Origin of the sequence: Pseudomonas sp. 06C 126, assembly GCF_001855215.1 — a bacterium.
GTDB classification, from domain to species: Bacteria; Pseudomonadota; Gammaproteobacteria; order Pseudomonadales; family Pseudomonadaceae; genus Aquipseudomonas; species Aquipseudomonas proteolytica.
In genome coordinates this window covers 114,192-135,180 of the sequence record NZ_MIFU01000002.1, presented here as the reverse complement: position 1 = coordinate 135,180, position 20,989 = coordinate 114,192, and the positions used below count along the sequence as shown (strand labels likewise).

The 20,989-nt window shown below is 58.3% G+C and carries 19 protein-coding genes; 11 read left to right on the top strand and 8 right to left on the bottom strand.

Annotated features, from left to right (window positions below; all coding sequences use genetic code 11):
- Positions 1–80: 80 nt before the first annotated feature.
- The 5 genes from BHC62_RS02390 to BHC62_RS02375 form a co-directional block, all read right to left on the bottom strand.
- Positions 81–1,706: an ABC transporter substrate-binding protein gene (locus BHC62_RS02390; RefSeq protein WP_070994116.1), complete on the bottom strand. Its 1,626-nt coding sequence runs from the start codon at positions 1,704–1,706 to the stop codon at positions 81–83.
- 257 nt (positions 1,707–1,963) lie between these two features.
- Positions 1,964–3,565 carry an ABC transporter substrate-binding protein gene (locus BHC62_RS02385; RefSeq protein ID WP_070994115.1) on the bottom strand — a complete coding sequence of 534 codons (1,602 nt, stop codon included), beginning with the start codon at positions 3,563–3,565 and terminating at the stop codon, positions 1,964–1,966.
- Positions 3,566–3,676: 111 nt separating this feature from the next.
- Entirely contained in the window at positions 3,677–4,639 is a 963-nt protein-coding gene (locus BHC62_RS28800) for a hypothetical protein (RefSeq protein WP_256324225.1), read from the bottom strand.
- Positions 4,640–6,469, bottom strand: coding sequence for a hypothetical protein (locus BHC62_RS28795; RefSeq protein ID WP_371128900.1), 1,830 nt, complete (start codon positions 6,467–6,469; stop codon positions 4,640–4,642).
- Between the two features lie 304 nt (positions 6,470–6,773).
- Complete coding sequence (locus BHC62_RS02375) at positions 6,774–7,484, bottom strand: SIMPL domain-containing protein (protein WP_029291927.1); 711 nt, start codon at positions 7,482–7,484, stop codon at positions 6,774–6,776.
- 225 nt (positions 7,485–7,709) lie between these two features.
- Between BHC62_RS02375 and BHC62_RS02370 the strand changes: the two genes are divergently transcribed.
- Positions 7,710–8,972 carry an ATP-binding protein gene (locus BHC62_RS02370; RefSeq protein ID WP_029291925.1) on the top strand — a complete coding sequence of 421 codons (1,263 nt, stop codon included), beginning with the start codon at positions 7,710–7,712 and terminating at the stop codon, positions 8,970–8,972.
- Complete coding sequence (locus BHC62_RS02365) at positions 8,965–9,525, top strand: response regulator transcription factor (protein WP_029291924.1); 561 nt, start codon at positions 8,965–8,967, stop codon at positions 9,523–9,525. Before BHC62_RS02370 ends, BHC62_RS02365 begins: the two co-directional genes overlap by 8 nt.
- Before the next feature lie 121 nt (positions 9,526–9,646).
- Here BHC62_RS02365 and BHC62_RS02360 read toward each other — a convergent pair whose 3' ends face one another.
- Positions 9,647–10,084: a YhcB family protein gene (locus BHC62_RS02360; RefSeq protein WP_029291922.1), complete on the bottom strand. Its 438-nt coding sequence runs from the start codon at positions 10,082–10,084 to the stop codon at positions 9,647–9,649.
- Positions 10,085–10,231: 147 nt separating this feature from the next.
- Here BHC62_RS02360 and BHC62_RS02355 point away from each other — a divergent pair, with 147 nt between their 5' ends.
- The 3 genes from BHC62_RS02355 (at position 10,232) to zapE (ending at position 13,415) form a co-directional block, all read left to right on the top strand.
- Positions 10,232–10,861, top strand: coding sequence for an alpha/beta hydrolase (locus tag BHC62_RS02355; RefSeq protein WP_029291919.1), 630 nt, complete (start codon positions 10,232–10,234; stop codon positions 10,859–10,861).
- Positions 10,862–10,885: 24 nt separating this feature from the next.
- The gene (locus BHC62_RS02350) at positions 10,886–12,241 is read left to right on the top strand and encodes a tryptophan--tRNA ligase (protein WP_070994114.1); all 1,356 of its coding nucleotides are present in this window, start codon (positions 10,886–10,888) and stop codon (positions 12,239–12,241) included.
- A gap of 79 nt (positions 12,242–12,320) precedes the next feature.
- A complete protein-coding gene (zapE, locus tag BHC62_RS02345; protein WP_029291916.1) occupies positions 12,321–13,415 on the top strand; it encodes a cell division protein ZapE in 1,095 nt (364 codons plus the stop codon).
- A gap of 130 nt (positions 13,416–13,545) precedes the next feature.
- Here the strand turns inward: zapE and BHC62_RS02340 are convergent, their stop codons facing one another.
- Positions 13,546–14,466, bottom strand: coding sequence for a GlxA family transcriptional regulator (locus BHC62_RS02340; protein ID WP_169851207.1), 921 nt, complete (start codon positions 14,464–14,466; stop codon positions 13,546–13,548).
- A 220-nt stretch (positions 14,467–14,686) separates the two neighbouring features.
- Between BHC62_RS02340 and BHC62_RS02335 the strand changes: the two genes are divergently transcribed.
- Positions 14,687–15,823, top strand: coding sequence for an acyl-CoA dehydrogenase family protein (locus BHC62_RS02335; RefSeq protein ID WP_029291912.1), 1,137 nt, complete (start codon positions 14,687–14,689; stop codon positions 15,821–15,823).
- A gap of 113 nt (positions 15,824–15,936) precedes the next feature.
- Here the strand turns inward: BHC62_RS02335 and BHC62_RS02330 are convergent, their stop codons facing one another.
- Positions 15,937–16,977 carry an NADP(H)-dependent aldo-keto reductase gene (locus BHC62_RS02330; protein ID WP_029291910.1) on the bottom strand — a complete coding sequence of 347 codons (1,041 nt, stop codon included), beginning with the start codon at positions 16,975–16,977 and terminating at the stop codon, positions 15,937–15,939.
- A gap of 247 nt (positions 16,978–17,224) precedes the next feature.
- Between BHC62_RS02330 and rplM the strand changes: the two genes are divergently transcribed.
- The 5 genes from rplM to BHC62_RS02305 all read left to right on the top strand — a co-directional run bounded on the left by rplM (position 17,225) and on the right by BHC62_RS02305 (position 20,911).
- A complete protein-coding gene (gene rplM / locus BHC62_RS02325) occupies positions 17,225–17,653 on the top strand; it encodes a 50S ribosomal protein L13 (RefSeq protein ID WP_029291908.1) in 429 nt (142 codons plus the stop codon).
- 14 nt (positions 17,654–17,667) lie between these two features.
- Positions 17,668–18,060: a 30S ribosomal protein S9 gene (rpsI, locus tag BHC62_RS02320; protein ID WP_003171743.1), complete on the top strand. Its 393-nt coding sequence runs from the start codon at positions 17,668–17,670 to the stop codon at positions 18,058–18,060.
- Positions 18,061–18,327: 267 nt separating this feature from the next.
- On the top strand, positions 18,328–18,921 hold the full coding sequence (petA, locus tag BHC62_RS02315; RefSeq protein WP_029291905.1) for a ubiquinol-cytochrome c reductase iron-sulfur subunit: 594 nt from the start codon (positions 18,328–18,330) through the stop codon (positions 18,919–18,921).
- Positions 18,921–20,132: a cytochrome bc complex cytochrome b subunit gene (locus tag BHC62_RS02310; protein ID WP_003188526.1), complete on the top strand. Its 1,212-nt coding sequence runs from the start codon at positions 18,921–18,923 to the stop codon at positions 20,130–20,132. The genes petA and BHC62_RS02310 overlap by 1 nt, the downstream gene beginning before the upstream one ends.
- Positions 20,132–20,911: a cytochrome c1 gene (locus BHC62_RS02305; protein WP_029291902.1), complete on the top strand. Its 780-nt coding sequence runs from the start codon at positions 20,132–20,134 to the stop codon at positions 20,909–20,911. The genes BHC62_RS02310 and BHC62_RS02305 overlap by 1 nt, the downstream gene beginning before the upstream one ends.
- The last annotated feature ends 78 nt before the right edge of the window (positions 20,912–20,989 follow it).

The window sequence follows — 20,989 nt, the reverse complement described above, 5'->3', positions numbered from 1 at the left end:
GCCTGCGAACGTAGTCCGATTCCTAAGGTCTTGGCGGATGCAATAACGGCGACGTTATGAAACGTCGCCGCCAAGGCGTCCTACTTGCTGACGCTCACCCCGTAGAAGGAATTCAAGCCAAATGGGCTGATCTTGAAGTCCTGCACGTTGTTGCGCATGGGTTGATACACCGTCGAGTGTGCGATAGGTGTCATGGGGACTGCACCTTTGAGGACGTGTTGCGCCTGTTTGTACAGTTCGGTGCGCTTGGCGACATCCGACGTGGCCTTGGCTTCTTTTACGATGCCGTCGAATTTCTTGTCACACCATTTGGAGAAGTTGTTGCCCGCCAGGGAGTCGCAGCCGAACAGCACGTTCAGCCAGTTGTCCGGGTCACCATTGTCACCGCTCCAGCCGATGATCATGGCCTGGTTTTCACCGCCCTTGGAGCGCTTGATGTACTCGCCCCACTCGTAGCTGACGATGTTGACCTTCAAGCCGATCTGCTTCCAGTCGTTCTGCAGCATCTCGGCCATCAGCTTGGCGTTGGGGTTGTACGGACGCTGGACCGGCATGGCCCACAGGGTGATTTCGGTGCCTTCCTTGACGCCGGCTTCCTTGAGCAACTCCTTGGCCTTGGCCACGTCGTGCGGGACGTCCTTGATGGTCTCGTCATAGGACCACTGGGTCGGCGGCATGGCGTTGACCGCCAGCTGGCCTGCGCCCTGGTAAACCGAGTCGATGATCTGCTGCTTGTTGACCGACATGTCCAGGGCCTGGCGTACGCGCAGGTCGGCCAGTGGGTTGGCCGCCGTCTGGCCCTTGAGCACAGGCATCACGTTGTAGGCGATGTAGCCCAGGTTGAAACCGGCCTGGTGTGGCAGTTTCAGGGTCTTGTCTTCGCCCAGGGCCTTGAGGTCGGCCGGACGTGGGAAGAGGGTGACCTGGCATTCGTTCTTCTTGAGTTTTTGCACACGCACCGATGGGTCGGTGGTGATGGCGAAGATCAGGTTATCGATCTTCACGTCTTCAGGCTTCCAGTAATCCTTGTTGCCGGTGAAGCGGATGTTGGAGTCTTTCTGGTAGCTCTTGAACACGAACGGGCCAGTGCCCACCGGCTTCTGGTTGATGTCCTGGGGCTTGCCATCCTTCAACAGTTTGGCGGCGTATTCGGCCGACTGCAGCGAGGCGAAGCTCATGGCCAGGTTCTGGATAAACGCGGCGTCCACGGTGCCAAGGGTGAACTTGACGGTGTGGTCGTCGATTTTCTCGATGTTCTTGATGTTGGTGTCCATCCCCATGTCCGTGAAGTACGGGAACTCGGTGGGGTAGGCCTTACGGAACGGATCGTCTTTGTTGATCATCCGGTTGAAGGTGAAAAGCACGTCGTCGGCGTTGAATTCACGAGTCGGCTTGAAGTACGGCGTGGTATGGAACTTGACCCCTTCGCGCAGGTGGAAGGTGTAGGTCAGGCCATCTTCGGAAACGTCCCACTTGGTGGCCAGGCCAGGAATCACGGCGGTGCCGCCACGCTCGAACTGGCTGAGACGGTTGAACATGGTTTCGGCCGAAGCATCGAAGTCTGTTCCGGTGGTGTACTGGCCTGGGTCGAAACCCGCCGGGCTCCCTTCGGAGCAGAACACCAGATTAGTCGCCGCCTGGGCGAAAGGTGCAGCGGCCATTAAACCGGCGCTGACTAAAAACGGAATGACTGCGTGTTTAAGCATGTTGGCCTCATGATTTGTTGTCATTTTTGGAATTGAGGGCGACCTCGTGAGTCGGCCTGCGGATACTTATGCAGGCCCCATACCCATTGCAAGACGTTGAGAGGCAACAAGCGGCAAAGAGTGGTACGAACGTACAAGAATGTCGCATTCATATAATTTTCGACACAAATCTGCATTTTCGAGGTTTTTTTCGGTGCGCGCAGTGCGCTAAATCGGCCCAACCGAGGTGTCTGGCGCACTCGGTTGGGGCGTGATTGTTACTTATTCAGACTTACGCCATAGAACGGCGTCAGCCCAAACGGGCTGATTTTGAAGTCCTGGACTTCCTTGCGCAGTGGCTGGAAAACCGTCGAGTTCGCAATAGGCGTTATAGGTACTTGATCCTTAAGTATTTTTTGCGCCTGTTGATACCACTTGATGCGCTCGTCACGGTTGCTGCTGAGCTTGGCCTTCTGCACCAGTTGGTCGTACTGCGGGTTACACCATTTTGCATAGTTGCTGCCCTTTACCGCCGCACAACTGTAGAGCACCCCAAGCCAGTTATCGGGGTCTCCGTTGTCGCCGGTCCAGCCGTAAATCATCACATCGTGCTCGCCGTTTTTCGCGCGCTTTATGTATTCGCCCCACTCATAGCTGACGATATTGGCGGTGATCCCGACCTTGGCCCAATCCTGCTGGATCATCTGCGCCGACATTCGCGCATTGGGATTGGAGGCGCGCTGCACGGTCATCGCCCACAAGTTGATGGTGGTACCTGGTGCAACCCCTGCTTCTTTTAGTAGCGCCCGGGCTTTGGCCGGATCGTGCGGCGCGTCCTTGATGTTGGGGTCATAAGACCACTGGGCCGGAGGTAGCGCGTTTTGCGCCAATTGCCCGGCACTTTGGTACACCGCCTGGATAATCGCCGGCTTATCGATGGCCATGTCCAGGGCCTGGCGCACTTTGAGTTGATCCAGCGGCGGATGGGTCACGTTATAGGCCAGGAAGCCCAGATTGAAGCCTGCCTGTTGCAGCACGCGCAGGTTGGGATCCTGCTTCATCACCTCTATATCCGAGGGGCGCGGATAGCCGCTGACCTGGCATTCGCCGGTCTTGAGCTTTTGCAGGCGCGACGCGGCGTCGGGGGTGATGGCGAATACCAGGTTGTCAAGCTTCACATCCTCAGGCTTCCAATACTGTTTATTGGCGACGTAGCGAATCTGCGAGTCCTTCTGGTAGCGCTTGAACACAAATGGCCCGGTACCGACCGGCTTCTGGTTGATATCGGCAGCCTTGCCTTGTTCAAGCAACTGCGCGGCGTACTCGGCCGATTGCACGGAAGCAAAGCTCATGGCCAGGTTCTGCACGAACGCGGCGTCGACGTTATTAAGGTTGAAGCGCACGCTGTGCTCGTCGAGCTTTTCCACGCTTTTGATCGTGGTGTTCAGGCCCATGTCGGTGAAGTACGGCGATTCGGACGGGTAGGCCTGGCGGAATGGGTGGTTGGCGTCCAACAGGCGTTGGAAGGTGAACAGCACATCGTCGGCATTAAAGTCGCGGGTCGGTGTGAAGTACTCGGTGGTGTGGAACTTGACCCCGTCGCGCAGGTGGAAGGTATAGGCCAGGCCATCCTCGGACACCTCCCAACGGGTCGCCAGTCCCGGCTCGACTTCGGTCCCGCCGCGCTTGAACTGGGTCAGGCGGTTGAACACGGTTTCGGCCGAGGCATCAAAGTCGGTGCCGCTGGTGTATTGGCTGGGGTCGAAACCGGCGGGGCTGGCTTCGGAGCAGTAGACCAGGGTACTGGCGGCATGGGCAATGGGCGTCAATGCCAACAACCCCGCAGCGAGGAACAGTGTTTTCAAGGCGTTTTTTTCCATGGAGACCCCTGAGATGGCAGGTATATAAGGCTGCCCATACGAAAAACGGCAGTCACCGAGGTTACCGCCGTTCAGGGGATCAGGTAAGTGGCCGTTGTAGCCGTGCCTTGGCTACGAGAGCGTCACGACCTCGATAGTGGTGGGCGCGTCCTTGTCGATGGTGTACAAGCTGTCGAGCTCATTACCTTCGCGTATCGTGAACGTTCTCTTGATGGTCACCTCCACACCCGGCACCCGGTTGATGTCTTTTTCCGGGTTGGACAGGTGTCCTTTGGATGTAATTTGGACCTTCGTCACTTTGCTCGATGGATCGTGCTCGATGTGAAACTGGGTATCGTCAGCGCCAAAGTAGTAGCCATCTTGCAGTACCGAGCCACCGTTCAAGTCAATGGTGGCGGGGGCTATTGAGCCTTGATGGGCGACTTCGGAAATACGCGCACGCAGGTCGCGGTCTGGAATTGTGCGCTCGAACTGCGCCAGCCTCGCTTGCCTGATGCCCTCGGCCGAGTTCGCTGTGGCGTCCAGTCGATGGGTGACGGATAGCCCTTTTTCTTTGGTGGTGACGGTGTAAGGGTTACGGTTTATATCCAAGACAAAGTTGGGTGAGTACTGGCTCGAACTGTGTTCCGTGGGCTGTGCCTTTTCTCCGGGCGCAACGGAAAAGCCAGTCTCGTCGATGTTCCAGGAAACCCTGAAGTTAGTTTTGATGACGCCTTTATCCTCGAAATTGCTGCTGGCGAACTCGTAGCTGGACCCGGCGTTGATTTTCAAGAATTCGTCGATCTTGGTGGCGCCTGTGATTGGTTTGCCTTCGAGGTCGACGAAATGATTGGCAAAAGACGCTGGGAGCTTCATGTCATCGCTGGGGGGTGGTGAGCCGCTGCGCTCCCAGAACCACTTGATGCCGCCTTTTCCATTGGCTGAGACCCACTCGCCATTGCCCGAAGAGTGGACAGTCATCACAGGGCGCCTGGTTTGCTGGTCAATGATCTGCACATAGCCGTTGCTCAGTTTGAAATCCCCTCGGATCTCATACACGTTGCTGATGCCGGTGGCGTCGGTGTAGCGGATCAACTAGCGATCTGCGTTGGTGGTTGCATCCTTGACCTGATAAATCCCCTTGGCGTTGGGCTTCACATTTCCAATCAACTGTTCGCCATTTGGCACTGCATGCTGGCTGATATGCCCGGCCTGGCTTGGGCGCAAGGGGTTGGCAGGCTGGGCCTGGCTTGGCACGGTGACTTCATCGGTATTCTTTGCGGGCTTGGGGGCGTGCACGAACTCAAAGTCGTTTGTCTGTGAGTTCTGCCTCCATTGGTAATCTTCGGCTCTTGGGACGCCAGGGACTTTGGCGGGTTCACCTAGCTCGGACTCGACGGCACCTGGCGCAAGTTCGTGGGCCAGTTGCAGGCCTGATATTACCGCCGCTGCATTGCCGCCCACACGGTCCTGCGCCGTCATGCCGTAGAGACTGTCATGGACGCCGAAGACGATATTGCCTGTGTTGCCAATCAAGGGCACGTAGCCGAATGTATTGCCCCAGAAGTCTTTCGCCGACTTCCAATCCTGCTGTGAGGAACCAAACACCTGGGTTTGGTCGGACCATAATGCATTCTTGGCATTCACCGCTTGGTACTGGTCGGCCACACCGTTGTAAAGATTGCCGAACTTCAACTGATACTCGCTGCCTCGGGCTCGGGTGTAATTGAACAGTTGTGACGCCGGTATTTCCTCATCTGAAACCAGGTTGTGATAGCCGGGGAAGTGAGCGTTGGCGCCGGAGATCAACGTTTCAAGCACATAACCCGCGCTGGGCCAGTGTGAATCCTTGCCGCCTTGTATATCTCGGGTGTTGAAGTTTCTCAGCAAGTTGTCCCGGTTGTCTTTGGCCCAGGTTGCAAAGTCGGCATCCCCACGTATTTCACGGACGGTGCCATTCTTCAGATCTAACATCAATCCTTGGTTGGGCCTGTTTTTATAATCTCCGTCATAGGGCGTGTACGGAATAAATGCATAGCCTGACAAGGGGTAGCCGTAGATATTTGGAATGATGACTTGCCCATTCTTATCCAGTGTCCGCGCGACGGCTTCCAGCCCTTCAGGGCTCAATTTTTTAAAACTCTGCGTATCACTGCGCAGGGTTTGCAAGGTTCCCCGTACTGCGTAGGCGTCCGCTTGTCCCGAGAGGGTTGCGAGTTGGCCAGAAGGGTCTCGCATGGGTTTGGATATTTCATGTTTCCAGTGGTTTTGAAGGTTTTTGCCCAACGACTCCAGGTCATCAACCTTAGTTTGATCTTTTGGATCTATCTCCATAAAGTTGAAGTTGAGCGGGCCGCCCCGTTGTACTTTGTCGTGCTCTAAAGCACCTGCAGCAATTTCCCAGGCAAAGTAAGTACGCTTTGAGGTACTGCTCAGATTTTCTGGTTTCCCCACCCCCGTGTAGGACGTGAACGTCACCGTGATTTTTTCATGGGGGTCATAGCCTGCGGCCAATAAACCACCGCTGAAGTAGCCTGCCGGCTCCATGAACAGGCGGGCGTTCTGGAACCTGACGGCCATTTCACCCTGGTTGATACTGGGTATTTCTTCAATCAGCATCGTTACGCGAAAAGCGTAGTCATCAATGCGCTGCTTGCGCTCTTGCAGGGTGTAGCCAGCCGAGGGTGCAGGCACGGTGTCTGAACCGTAGATAACTCTTTTTTGGATTGCTATTTCAGGGTTTGTAGTTTGCGGCGAGCCACTGTCCCCTCCTTGCGCAGCATTCTGTGGAGAGGATGTTGCGGTGGTTGCACGAGTCTGCCGCCGATGTGCGGGGGCGGTAGTATCTGCGGGCAATGGATTGACGGCGGATAATGAATGGGTTGTTGTCGAGTTCGGTAGAGCGGGCGCAGGATTTATATTCATGAACGTCTCGTTTTATTCGCGCTCCCATCCTCCCTGTGAGAATTCGAATGAAGTTGCCTATATGTCCGTGTCTTAGACATAGGTATTTGTCTGTGGGGATGTTTTATTAAATGTCTAGTTTGTTGGAGAAGTTTGGTTTAGCTAGGTGGCAGGGCGCCGGGGAAGGGTTCAATTTTTATGCTTGGGCTTTAGGTGCGGTTGATCGTTTAAGTAAACCCCTACATCGTTCGTCTTGTTATCGAACGGCAGGCCAAAAAAAACGGCACAAGCTATTAGGCTGTGCCGTCTTTGTAGATTGAAACGCTTACTGTAAGACTTCAATCACCCCGTCCGCACTCATGCTGACTTGGCTGGTGCCCGCCTCGACCTCAGGCGTCGGCGCTGAATCCATCGCCGCAGCCTTCATCATCATGCCGCCGCGGGCATAAGGCTGTGGATAACCATTAGTGTTGAAGTTCAGGTTGACGATCTTGTAACCCTTGCCACCGAGCGCATCAGTGGCCAATTGCGCGCGGGCCTTGAATGCAGCGACCGCTTCCTTGAGCAGCGCATCTTCGCTGGCCTTGCGGGTCGGGTTGGCGATGGCGAAGTCCATGCTGTCCATTTTCAGATTGGTCAGCATCTCGCCGGTGAGCTTGGACAGCGCCGCGAAGTCCGAGCTTTCCATGCGCAATTCGGCGCGTTCACGCCAGCCGGTGATCTTCTGGTTCTTGTTGTCGTAGATCGGGTAGCTGTTGCGGCTGCCCTGGCGCAGGGTGACGCCCTTGACTTCGCGGGCCTGGGCCAGCGCCTTGTTCATGGTGGTGGTGATCTCGGCGGCCAGCTTGGCCGGGTCGGTGTTCTGGGACTCGGTGTACAGGGTGACGATCATCTGGTCACGGGCCACTTCCTGGCTGACTTCGGCCCGCAGGGAAATCTGGTTGTAGTGCAGTTGATCGGCAGCCAGCACGGGCAGGCTGGCGACGCTGCCAACGCTGAGGGCAATAAGGGCGGCACTGCGAGTGAAACGTGACATGGAAGCTCCTTGAGGGTGATCGTGTTCGGTAAGACTGTAGACGGGGGATTCGGGTTCGGCGGGTTACAAATTCTCTACACCTTGGCGCAATGCCGACGAACGGTCATTTTGCGTCCGGCGTTCCTGATTGTGTGACCTGCGTCAAAGGGCCACACACACGCTGTCGATACCCTGGCTTCGTTTATACTCCTTGCGATCCGCCTGGAGCGCTCATCAGGAGAGCTCATGCTCGCCCCCGTACAACTGACTTCCGCCACTCGCCAGAACCTCTGGCGCCTGACGTTTATCCGCACCCTGGTCCTGGCCGCCCAAGCCGGTTCCGTGGGGCTTGCCTATTGGTTTGAGCTGCTGCCGTTGCCCTGGCTGCAACTGTGGGTGACTTTGGCTTTTTCCACGGTGTTGTGTGTGTTCACGGCCATCCGCCTGCGCACCACGTGGCCGGTGACAGAGCTGGAGTATGCCCTGCAACTGGCCTGTGACCTGTTTATCCACAGTGTGTTGCTGTATTTCTCCGGTGGCTCCACCAACCCGTTCGTTTCCTATTATCTGGTGCCGCTGACCATTGCCGCCGTGACGTTGCCGTGGCGCTACTCGGTGATCCTGTCGGGTATTGCCCTGGCGCTCTACACCTTGTTGCTGGCGCAGTTCTATCCCCTGGAAACCTTCCCGATCGCCCGGGAAAACCTGCAGATCTACGGCATGTGGCTGAGCTTCGCGCTGTCGGCGGCCGTGATCACGTTTTTCGCTGCGCGCATGGCCGAAGAGCTGCGGCGCCAGGAAGAACTGCGTGCTATCCGTCGCGAAGAAGGCTTGCGTGACCAGCAACTGTTGGCCGTGGCGACCCAGGCCGCCGGCGCGGCCCATGAGCTGGGTACGCCGCTGGCAACCATGAGCGTGCTGATCAAGGAAATGCGCCAGGACCATCACGACCCGGCGCTACAGGACGACCTCGGCGTGCTGCAGGAACAGGTCAAGCAGTGCAAGCAAACCTTGCAACAACTGGTGCGTGCCGCGGAAGCCAACCGGCGCCTGGCGGTGGATATGCAGGACGTCACCCAGTGGTTGGACGAAGCCTTGAACCGCTGGCACCTGATGCGCCCCGAAGCCAGTTACCGCTTCCACCTGTTGGGGCAGGGCGCAGTGCCTCGCATGGCGCCACCGCCGGATCTGACCCAGGCGTTGCTGAACCTGTTGAACAATGCAGCCGATGCCTGCCCGGAAGGGCTGGAAGTGCAGTTGGACTGGGATTCGGAAAACCTCACCATCAGCATTCGCGACCACGGTGCCGGCGTGCCGCTGGCGATTGCCGAACAGATCGGCAAGCCATTCTTTACCACCAAGGGCAAGGGCTTCGGCCTGGGCCTGTTCTTGAGCAAGGCCAGCGTGACCCGCGCTGGCGGCTCGGTGAAACTTTACCCCCATGAGGAAGGCGGCACGCTCACCGAGCTGCGCCTGCCCCGTGCTGCACGAGGAGACATCGATGAGTGACGAGATCCAAGTCGAAGGCGAAGAACTGCCGCACCTGTTGCTGGTAGATGATGACGCCACCTTTACCCGCGTAATGGCGCGAGCCATGAGCCGCCGCGGGTTTCGCGTCAGCACCGCAGGCTCCGCCGAAGAAGGCCTGACCATCGCCCAGGCCGACCTGCCGGACTACGCGGCACTGGACCTGAAAATGGACGGCGACTCCGGCCTGGTGCTGCTGCCCAAGCTGCTGGAACTGGACCCGGAAATGCGCGTGCTGATCCTTACCGGGTATTCCAGCATTGCCACCGCCGTCGAGGCGATCAAGCGCGGTGCCTGCAATTACCTGTGCAAGCCGGCCGATGCCGATGATGTACTGGCAGCGCTGCTCTCCGAACACGCCGACCTCGACACCCTGGTGCCGGAAAACCCGATGTCGGTGGACCGCCTGCAGTGGGAGCACATCCAGCGTGTGTTGACCGAGCATGAAGGCAACATCTCGGCTACCGCCCGAGCGTTGGGCATGCACCGTCGCACCTTGCAGCGCAAGTTGCAGAAGCGCCCGGTACGCCGCTGAGGGCCGCCAACGGTTAATGAAGGAGCCGGCTTGCCGGCTCCTACATGTTGAGTTGCGTGCATTCAACAAAAAGCCCGGCTGATCATCGATCAGCCGGGCTTTTTTTACGCTTGAAAACGACTTACTTCTTCAAACCGTAATGCTCATCCAGCATGCCGGGGGCGTTCGGCGTTTTTGGCGCGTAGTCCCGTGGCGGCTCCTGATTTTCCCTTGGCGGGGTCAGGCGCTCCCGCGGGGCTTGCGTGGCATCGGAATGCAGCGCGGCCAGCAGGCGCTGACGTGTGATGTCGTCCAGGGCCAGGCGGTTGGCGCCATCGGCGAGGTGATCCTGTACTTCCTGGTAGCTCTGGGTGAGCTTCTTGACCAGGGTCGCGGTGCTGTTGAAGTGGGTAACAACCTCGTTCTGATAACTGTCAAAACGTTCCTGAATGTCATCCAACTGACGCTGCGTGCGGTTAGGCGCGGCATTCGGCAGCAGGCGAGCAACCAGGAATCCAATGGCGACACCGGCAACCAGGGCAAGAGTCGGCAACAACCAAACTAAGAGCGAGTGTTCCACGAGTCCTTCCTCTATAAACGGCTTTGCTTTACGTTAACGGCTCGGACCTGCGCTGTATACCGCGATTAAGCTCGCAATGATGCCATGCACAGACTTTTAGCTAGACGAGTCGACCCCTTGAGAGGTCACGGAGTTCATTCCTTGCTCATGCGTGAAACCCCCGTTTTGATCGATGGCCCGGTAGGCCAATTGGAAGCCCTGTATCTGGATCACCCCGAGCCACGTGGCCTGGCGCTGATCTGCCACCCCAACCCGGTGCAGGGCGGCACCATGCTCAATAAAGTCGTATCGACCTTGCAGCGCACCGCCCGCGATGCCGGTTTGATCACTTTGCGTTTCAATTACCGTGGCGTGGGTGCCAGTGCCGGTACCCACGACATGAGCAGTGGTGAAGTGGACGACGCCGAAGCGGCGGCCGGTTGGCTGCGTGAAAAGCACCCGGGCCTGCCCATCACCTTGCTGGGTTTCTCGTTCGGTGGTTTTGTTGCTGCAAGCCTGGGCGGGCGCCTGGAAGCCAAGGGCGAAAAACTCGCGCACCTGTTCATGGTGGCTGCGGCGGTCATGCGTTTGCGTGATGAGGACGTGCTGCCACAGGACTGCCCGTTGACCCTGATCCAGCCGGAAACCGACGAAGTGGTCGACCCGCAGACCGTCTACGACTGGTCCGCGGCCCTGAAACGCCCCCATGAGCTGCTGAAAGTGGCAGAATGCGGGCACTTTTTTCATGGCAAGCTCACCGATCTCAAGGATCTGGTGCTGCCGCGCCTTTCGAATTGATAGCAGTCTGATAAGCGATTACCCATGACGACTCGTACCCGTATCCTCACCGGCATCACCACCACCGGCACCCCGCACCTGGGCAACTACGCCGGTGCCATCCGCCCGGCGATCCTCGCCAGCCAGGATGCCAATGCCGATTCGTTCTACTTCCTGGCCGACTACCACGCCCTGATCAAGTGCGATGACCCGCAGCGCATCCAGCGCTCGCGTATGGAAATCGCCGCGACCTGGCTGGCGGGTGGCCTGGATGTGAACCGGGTGACGTTCTATCGTCAGTCCGATATCCCGGAAATTCCCGAGCTGACCTGGCTGCTGACCTGCGTCGCGGCCAAGGGCCTGCTCAACCGCGCCCACGCCTACAAGGCCTCGGTGGACAAGAACCTGGAAAACGGCGAAGACCCGGACGCCGGGATCAGCATGGGCCTGTACAGCTACCCGGTGCTGATGGCCGCAGACATCCTGATGTTCAACGCGCACAAGGTGCCGGTCGGCCGTGACCAGATCCAGCACGTGGAAATGGCCCGTGATATCGGCCAGCGTTTCAACCACCTGTTTGGCAAGGGCCGTGAGTTCTTCACCATGCCCGAGGCGTTGATCGAAGAAAGCGTCGCCACCTTGCCGGGCCTGGATGGGCGCAAGATGTCGAAAAGCTACGACAACACCATCCCGTTGTTCACCACCGCCAAGGACATGAAGGACGCGATCTCGCGGATCGTCACCGACTCCCGCGCGCCGGGTGAGGCCAAGGATCCGGACAACTCGCACCTGTTCACCTTGTACCAGGCGTTCGCCACCCCTGAACAGGAACAGCAACTGCGCCGCGAACTGCTCGATGGCCTGGGTTGGGGCGAGGCGAAGAACCGTCTGTTCCAACTGCTGGACGGCCAGTTGGGCGAAGCCCGCGAGCGCTACCATCAATTGATGTCGCGCCCTTCGGACATGGAAGACCTGTTGCTGGTCGGCGCCAAGAAAGCCCGCGCCGTGGCCGCTCCATTCCTGCAAGAGCTGCGCGAAGCCGTGGGCCTGCGTTCGTTCGTCAACCAGGCGAGCGAAGCTGCCAGCGTCAAGAAGAAGGCAGTCAAGGCCGCGCGTTTTGTCAGCTTCCGTGAAGACGACGGCAGCTTCCGTTTCCGCCTGTTGGCGGCTGACGGCGAGCAACTGCTGTTGTCGCGCAACTTTGCCGACGGCAAGGCGGCGGGTGCTGCCACCAAGCAGTTGCAGTCCGGCCAGGCGCTGGATGTGCGCAGTGAGGCCCTGAGCTTCAGTGTGTGGCTCGAAGGCGCCTGTGTCGCCGACAGCCCGGCCTTTGCCGATGCGGCTGCGCGGGATGCCGCCATCGAAGCTGTGCGCGTGGCATTGACCCCCGTCGAGGACTGACCCGACCAAGGGTTGATTGCCATTATCCGGGGCCGTCGTTACAGTGACGGCCCGTTTTTGTTGCCTTGCTAACGAAATTATGACGCCCCTAGAACGATATCAAGCTGATCTGAAGCGCCCCGACTTCTTCCATGATGCGGCCCAGGAAACGGCGGTGCGCCATTTGCAGCGCCTGTACGAAGACCTGGTCGCGGCCTCGCAGAGCAAGCCCGGGATGCTCAGCAAGTTGTTTGGCAAGAAAGACCAGGTGCCGGTCAAGGGCCTGTATTTCTGGGGCGGCGTGGGCCGGGGCAAGACGTACCTGGTCGATACCTTCTTCGAAGCGCTGCCGTTCAAGGAAAAATCGCGCACGCACTTCCACCGCTTCATGAAGCGTGTGCACGAAGAGATGAAGACCCTGCACGGCGAGAAAAACCCGCTGACCATCATCGCCAAACGCTTCTCCCAAGAGGCGCGGGTGATCTGCTTCGATGAGTTCTTCGTGTCCGATATCACCGACGCGATGATCCTTGGCACCCTGATGGAAGAGTTGTTCAAGAACGGCGTGACCCTGGTCGCCACCTCGAACATCGTGCCCGACGGCCTGTACAAGGACGGCCTGCAACGCGCGCGCTTCCTGCCGGCCATCGCCCTGATCAAGCAGCACACCGATATCGTCAACGTCGACAGCGGCGTCGACTACCGTCTGCGTCACCTTGAGCAGGCGGAACTGTTCCACTTCCCCCTCGACGAAGCGGCCCATGAAAGCCTGCGCAAGAGCTTTCGCGCGCTGACGCCGGAATGCACCCAGGCGGTGGAAAACGATAAGTTGATCATCGAAAATCGCCAGATCATCGCCCTGCGCACCTGTGACGACGTGGCCTGGTTCGATTTCCGCGAACTGTGCGACGGCCCGCGCAGCCAGAACGACTACATCGAACTGGGCAAGATCTTCCATGCCGTGATCTTGAGTGGCGTGGAGCAAATGAGCGTCACCACCGACGACATCGCCCGGCGCTTTATCAACATGGTCGATGAGTTCTACGACCGTAACGTCAAGCTGATCATTTCAGCTGAAGTCGAACTCAAGGACCTCTACACCGGCGGTCGCTTGAACTTCGAATTCCAGCGCACCTTGAGTCGTTTGCTGGAAATGCAGTCCCACGAGTTCCTGGCGCGGGCGCACAAGCCTTAGGCAAACACCGAACACAAAATGTGGGAGCGGGCTTGCTCGCGAATGCGGTGTATCAGTCGACTTATTCGTTAACTGACACTCCGCATTCGCGAGCAAGCCCGCTCCCACATTTGATTGTGCTCGGCTTTAGTTAGGCGGCCTGCTGGAACTGCTGGCGATACTGGTTCGGCGACAACTCCGTGTGCTGCCTGAACAGCCGCGCAAAGAAGCTCGCATCGTCGTAACCCACCTCGTAGCTGATGGTCTTGATGCTCTTGCGGCTGCCCGACAACAAGCCCTTGGCGGTCTCGATCCGCAGGCGTTGCAGGTAGTGCAGCGGCTTGTCGCCGGTCGCGGTCTGGAACCTGCGCATAAAGTTGCGGATGCTCATGCCGTGTTCGCGGGCGACGTCTTCAAAGCGGAACTTGTCGGCGAAGTGCTCTTCGAGCCAATGCTGGATCTGCAGGATGATCACGTCCTGGTGCAGCTTCTGCCCGCCAAACCCGATGCGCCCCGGTGCGTAGCTGCGCTGCACTTCGTAGAGAATGTCGCGGGCCACGGCCTGGGCGATGTTGGCGCCGCAGAAACGCTCGATCAGATAGATATAAAGATCGCAGGCCGATGTCGTGCCACCGGCGCAGTACAGGTTGTCGGCGTCGGTCAGGTGCTTGTCCTGATTGAGCTGGACCTTGGGGAAGCGCTCGCTGAACGCATTGAAGAAGCGCCAGTAGGTGGTCGCCTCCTTGCCATCGAGCAGGCCGGCTTCGGCGAGCCAGAACACCCCGGTGGCCTCACCGCACAGCACCGCACCCCGGGCATGCTGCTCACGCAGCCATGGCAGGATCTGCGGGTAGCGTTTGCTCAGGGCGTCGAAGTCATCCCAGAAGGCTGGGAGCACAATGATGTCGGCGTTTTCCAGGCCGCCGTCCACCGGCATGATCACATCGCTGAAGCTACATACCGGTTGCCCGTCGGGGCTGACAAGGCGGGTTTCAAAGGCTGGCGTGAGGCCCAGGCCTTGCTGTTTGCCGTAACGCAGGCTGGCGAGGTGGAAAAAATCCTTGGCTTGCATGAGGGTTGAAGCAAACACCCGATCAATGGCCAAAATGCTGACGCGCCGCAGGGGCGTGGAGACGAGGCTAGACATAATTTCGATTATTCTTATAGGGGAAAGTGGTCAACTAACGGCTGGATCGTCTTATTTTTTGTCGCATGTGTCCAGTGTCCTGTGACGTCCGTGCAGCTTAGGCTCTGTGATCTTGTTTTTGTCTGACAATCGACGCAGGTGACCCATGATTCCCAGAACCTTGTTCAGCTCCGAGCACGAACTCTTCCGTCAGAGCGTGCGCACCTTCCTTGAAAAGGACGCGGTGCCGTTCCATGCGCAATGGGAAAAGCAGGGGCATATTGATCGCAATCTGTGGAGCAAGGCGGGGGAGGCGGGCATGCTCTGTTCCCATCTGCCGGAAGAATACGGCGGCCTGGGCGCCGACTTTCTCTATAGCACCGTGGTGATCGAAGAGATCGGCCGCCTGGGGCTGACCGGGATTGGCTTCTCCCTGCATTCGGACATTGTTGCGCCGTATATCCTGCATTACGGCAGTGAGGCACTGAAGCACAAGTACTTGCCCAAGTTGGTGTCCGGGGAAATGGTCACCGCGATTGCCATGACCGAGCCGGGCGCCGGCTCCGACCTGCAAGGGGTCAAGACCACCGCCGTGTTGGATGGCGACGAATATGTGATCAACGGCTCCAAGACCTTTATCACCAACGGCTTCCTGGCGGACCTGGTGATTGTGGTGGCCAAGACCGACCCCAAGGCTGGCGCCAAAGGCACCAGCCTGTTTCTGGTCGAGGCCAATACGCCGGGGTTCGACAAGGGCAAGCGCCTGGAAAAGGTCGGGATGAAGGCCCAGGACACCTCCGAGCTGTTCTTCCAGGATGTGCGCGTGCCCAAGGAGAACCTGCTGGGCCAGGCGGGGATGGGCTTTGCCTACCTGATGCAGGAATTGCCCCAGGAGCGCCTGACCGTGGCCATCGGCGCCCTGGCCTCGGCCGAAGCTGCATTGCAATGGACGTTGGACTACACCCGCGAGCGCAAGGCGTTTGGCAAGGCGATTGCGGACTTTCAGAACACCCGCTTCAAGCTGGCGGAGATTGCCACCGAGGTGCAGATCGGCCGGGTGTTTGTCGACAAGTGCCTGGAACAGCACCTGCAAGGCAAGCTGGACGTGCCCACGGCGGCGATGGCCAAGTATTGGACCACTGACCTGCAATGCAAGGTGCTCGACGAGTGCGTGCAGTTGCACGGCGGCTACGGCTTTATGTGGGAATATCCGATCGCCCGGGCCTGGGCGGATGCGCGCGTGCAGCGCATTTATGCGGGGACCAACGAGATCATGAAGGAGATCATTGCGCGGGCGCTTTGAATCTTTAGTGCTTTTGAGGGCGCTATCGCAGGCAAGCCCGCTCCCACATTTTGATGTGTGAACACATTCGAATGTGGGAGCGGGCTTGCTCGCGAAGGCGGCCTAAAGGTCAATCAAGGCGCAGGGTTGGGATGATCCTTCTGAATCGCCTCAATCCCCTCCAGTACCTCTTTCGACAGCTTCAGGTCGGCACTGGCGATGTTGCTATCCAACTGCGCAAGCGTCGTGGCGCCAATGATATTGCTGGTCACAAACGGCTGCTGCGTCACAAACGCCAGGGCCATCTGCGCCGGGTCCAGGCCGTGCTCGCGGGCCAGGGCCACGTAACGGCTGCACGCGGCTTCCGATTGTGGGTTGAAGTAGCGGCTGAAGCGGCTGTACAGGCTCAAGCGGCCCTTGGCCGGCCGTGCGCCGCCTTCGTACTTGCCGCTGAGCATGCCGAACGCCAGGGGCGAGTAAGCCAGCAAGCCACATTGCTCGCGGATGGCGATCTCCGCCAGGCCCACTTCAAAGCTGCGGTTGAGCAGGTTGTAGGGGTTCTGGATCGACACTGCGCGGGTCCAGCCACGGGCTTCGGCCAGGGCCAGGAACTTCATGGTGCCCCAAGGCGTTTCATTGGACAGGCCGATGTGGCGGATCTTGCCGGCCTTGACCTGCTCGTCGAGGGCTTCGAGGGTTTCTTCCAGGGGCGTCAGGTCGGGCTCTTCCTGGTGCTTGTAGCTCAGTTGGCCGAAGAAGTTGGTGCTGCGTTCCGGCCAGTGCAACTGGTACAGGTCGATCCAGTCAGTCTGCAGGCGCTTGAGGCTGGCATCCAGGGCGTCGACGATATGTTTGCGGTTGTGCTTGAGGTGGCCATCGCGGATGTAGTCGATGGTATTGCCGGGGCCGGCGATCTTGCTGGCGAGGATCCAGTCGGCGCGGTCGCCACGGCTCTTGAAGTAATTGCCGATGTAGCGCTCGGTGGTGGCATAGGTGTCGGCCTTGGGCGGCACCGGGTACATCTCTGCGGTATCGAGGAAGTTGATCCCCGCGCCTTTGGCCCGCTCAATCTGCGCGAAGGCCTCTGCCTCGGTGTTCTGCTCACCCCAGGTCATGGTCCCGAGGCAGATCTCGCTCACGTTCAGATCGGTCCGGCCCAGCTGTCGATACTTCATCGGGTGCTCCTTCGGGAAAACAATCATAAAAGCAGGTTGAATTTTTTTTCGCAATCTGCATAATTGCCCACCTCTTTCTGCAGTGGAAGTGATGCGCCGCCTGCCGAAGAATCTTGCCGTTGAACGGACGCGCTGACCCGAGCCCCCGATAGCGTCTGTATCCGGCTGCCTTTGACTTGTCAAAGTACGCACTATTCAGTAAGATCCGCCGTCTAATTTACAGGGCGGCCCCTGAGGCTATTAAAGAATGACAACTTTTACTGCAAAACCGGAAACAGTTCAGCGCGACTGGTTTGTCGTCGACGCCGCTGGTCAGACCCTGGGTCGTCTGGCCACTGAAGTCGCCAGCCGTCTGCGTGGCAAGCACAAGCCTGAGTACACCCCTCACGTTGATACCGGTGACTACATCGTAATCATCAACGCTGAGCAGGTTCGTGTAACCGGCAACAAAGCAAGCGACAAAATGTACTACCGTCACTCCGGTTTCCCAGGCGGTATCAAGTCTTCGAACTTCGAAGGCCTGATTGCCAAGAAGCCTGAAGCCCCGATCGAGATCGCGGTTAAAGGTATGCTGCCGAAGGGCCCACTGGGTCGCGACATGTATCGCAAGCTGAAAGTCTATGCGGGCGCTGCTCACCCTCATGCTGCTCAGCAGCCCCAAGAACTGAAGTTTTAACGGAATAGTTCATTATGTCGGCGACTCAAAATTACGGCACTGGCCGTCGCAAAACCGCAACCGCACGCGTTTTCCTGCGTCCGGGCACTGGTAACATCTCGATCAACAACCGCACTCTGGACAACTTCTTCGGCCGCGAAACTGCCCGCATGGTAGTTCGTCAGCCGCTGGAACTGACCGAGACCGTTGAAAAGTTCGACATCTACGTCACCGTTATCGGTGGCGGTGTAAGTGGTCAAGCTGGCGCAATCCGCCACGGTATCACTCGCGCTCTGATGCAGTACGACGAAACCCTGCGCGGCGCTCTGCGCAAAGCTGGCTTCGTGACTCGTGATGCCCGTGAAGTTGAACGTAAGAAAGTCGGTCTGCGTAAAGCGCGTAAGCGTCCGCAGTACTCGAAGCGTTAATTCGCTTTACGTTCCACAAAAACGCCCAGCCTCCTCACGGAGCTGGGCGTTTTTTATTGCCCGCGTTTTGTGCGGGTTTTTTCTGTGTGACAACTTGCCACATCCGTAGACCCCCTATACTACAAGGCTTGGGGCTTAGGCTCCGGGTAATTACCTTGTCAGAGGTGGGGCTTTTCATTACCATTCGGCAAAATTTTTATAAGTTCAGATTTAATACTTAGTAGACGCCTGATTTAACAGGCCAAAAAGCTGATGGGAGAGGACTGAATGAGCAATGACGGCGTGAATGCAGGCCGGCGTCGCTTCTTGGTAGCAGCCACATCCGTGGTGGGTGCTGCAGGAGCGGTGGGGGCTGCGGTCCCGTTCGTGGGGTCATGGTTTCCCAGTGCCAAGGCGAAAGCCGCAGGTGCACCGGTGAAGGTGAATGTCAGCAAGATCGAGCCAGGCCAGCAGATGATTGCTGAGTGGCGCGGCCAGCCAGTATTCATCGTTCGTCGTACCGAGGAAATCCTGGGGAATCTGAAGAAGATCGAGGGCCAGTTGTCTGACCCCGAGTCCAAGAATTCCGAACAACCCGCCTACGCCCAAAACGAAGTGCGTTCGATCAAGCCAGAGATCCTGCTGCTGGTCGGTCTTTGCACCCACCTGGGCTGCTCGCCGACCTTCCGCCCGGAAGTCGCGCCAGTGGACCTGGGCAAGGACTGGGTCGGCGGCTATTTCTGCCCTTGCCACGGTTCCCACTACGACCTGGCCGGTCGCGTCTACAAATCCCAGCCTGCCCCGTTGAACCTGCCGGTTCCGCCGCACAACTACGAATCTGACGACGTTATTGTCATTGGTGTCGATAAGGAGAGCGCGTAATGAGCAAGTTCATGGATTGGGTGGATGCGCGCTTCCCCGCCACCAAAATGTGGGAAGACCATCTCAGCAAGTATTACGCGCCGAAGAACTTCAACTTCTTCTATTTCTTTGGTTCCCTGGCATTGCTGGTACTGGTCAATCAGATCGTTACCGGTGTCTGGCTGACCATGAGCTACACCCCGTCGGCGGAAGAAGCATTCGCCTCCGTCGAATACATCATGCGTGACGTCGAGTACGGCTCGATCCTGCGTCTGCTGCACTCCACTGGCGCTTCGGCGTTCTTCATCGTGGTCTATCTGCACATGTTCCGTGGCTTGCTCTACGGGTCGTACCAGAAGCCACGTGAGCTGGTGTGGGTGTTTGGCATGCTGATCTACCTGGCGCTGATGGCAGAGGCCTTCATGGGCTACCTGCTGCCTTGGGGCCAGATGTCCTATTGGGGTGCCCAGGTGATCATCTCGCTGTTTGGCGCGATCCCGGTCATCGGCAATGACCTGACCCAGTGGATCCGTGGTGACTACCTGATCTCGGGCATCACCCTGAACCGCTTCTTTGCCTTGCATGTGGTGGCCTTGCCGATCGTGATTCTCGGCCTGGTAGTGCTGCACATCCTGGCGCTGCACGAAGTGGGTTCGAACAACCCGGACGGCGTGGACATCAAGAAGCACAAGGACGAGAACGGCATTCCGCTGGACGGCATTCCATTCCACCCTTACTACACCGTCAAGGATATCGTCGGCGTGGTGGTGTTCCTGTTTGTGTTCTGCTCGATCGTGTTCTTCTTCCCGGAAATGGGCGGCTATTTCCTTGAGAAGCCGAACTTCGAACAGGCGAACGCCTTCAAGACCCCGGAACACATTGCCCCGGTATGGTACTTCACGCCGTTCTACGCCATTTTGCGGGCGATCCCCGACAAGCTCATGGGCGTTATCGCCATGGGTGCAGCCATTGCCGTGCTGTTCGTGTTGCCGTGGCTTGACCGTAGCCCGGTCAAGTCCATGCGCTACAAAGGCTGGCTGAGCAAGATCTGGCTGTGGGTGTTCTGCATCTCGTTCGTGATCCTGGGCGTGCTGGGCGTATTGGCGCCAACCCCTGAGCGGACGTTGTTGTCGCAGGTCTGCACCTTCCTGTACTTCGCCTACTTCATTCTGATGCCGTTCTACACCCGGCTCGAGAAGACAAAACCGGTTCCGGAAAGGGTGACTGGCTGATGAAAAAATTATTTGCTGCATTGATTCTTGCTGCCCTGCCGGTATTGTCCTTCGCGGCCGAGCACGGCGCGGAACTGGAAAAAGTCGACATCGACGTTTCTGACAAGGCTGCCATGCAAGACGGCGCCCGTACGTTCGCCAACTACTGCATGGGCTGCCACAGCGCCAAGTTCCAGCGTTACGAGCGGGTTGCCGACGACCTGGGTATCCCCCATGAGCTGATGCTCAAGAACCTGGTGTTCACCGGCGCCAAGATTGGTGACCACATGAACATCGGCATGCAACCGGCCGACGCCAAGGCCTGGTTCGGGGCTGCACCGCCCGACCTGACCCTGGTAGCGCGCGTACGCGGCACCGACTGGCTGTATGGCTACCTGAAGTCGTTCTACGAAGACCCTACACGTCCATGGGGCGTGAACAACAAGGTGTTCCCGAACGTCGGTATGCCTAACGTGCTGGTCGGCCTGCAAGGGCGTCAGGTGGTAGGATGCAAGCAGGTTCAAGTCGTGGAAAACGGCAAGAAGCAATATGACCCGCTGACCGGCACACCGTTGACCCATGAGGCCTGTGATCAACTGACCATCGTGCCCAAGAGCGGTGCGCTGAACGAGGAGCAGTTCGACGAGAAGGTCAAGAACCTGGTGACCTTCCTGGCGTACTCCGCCAACCCGGTCAAACTGGAGCATCAACGCATCGGTACCTATGTGTTGCTGTACCTGGCTTTCTTCTTCGTATTCGCTTATTTGCTCAAGCGTGAATACTGGAAGGATGTGCATTGATCCAACCTTAGGCAATTGCTGTTAATCTTGCGCGCCCAGCGACGTCTCTGAACGGGTAACGCTCTGGTTGATCCAGGT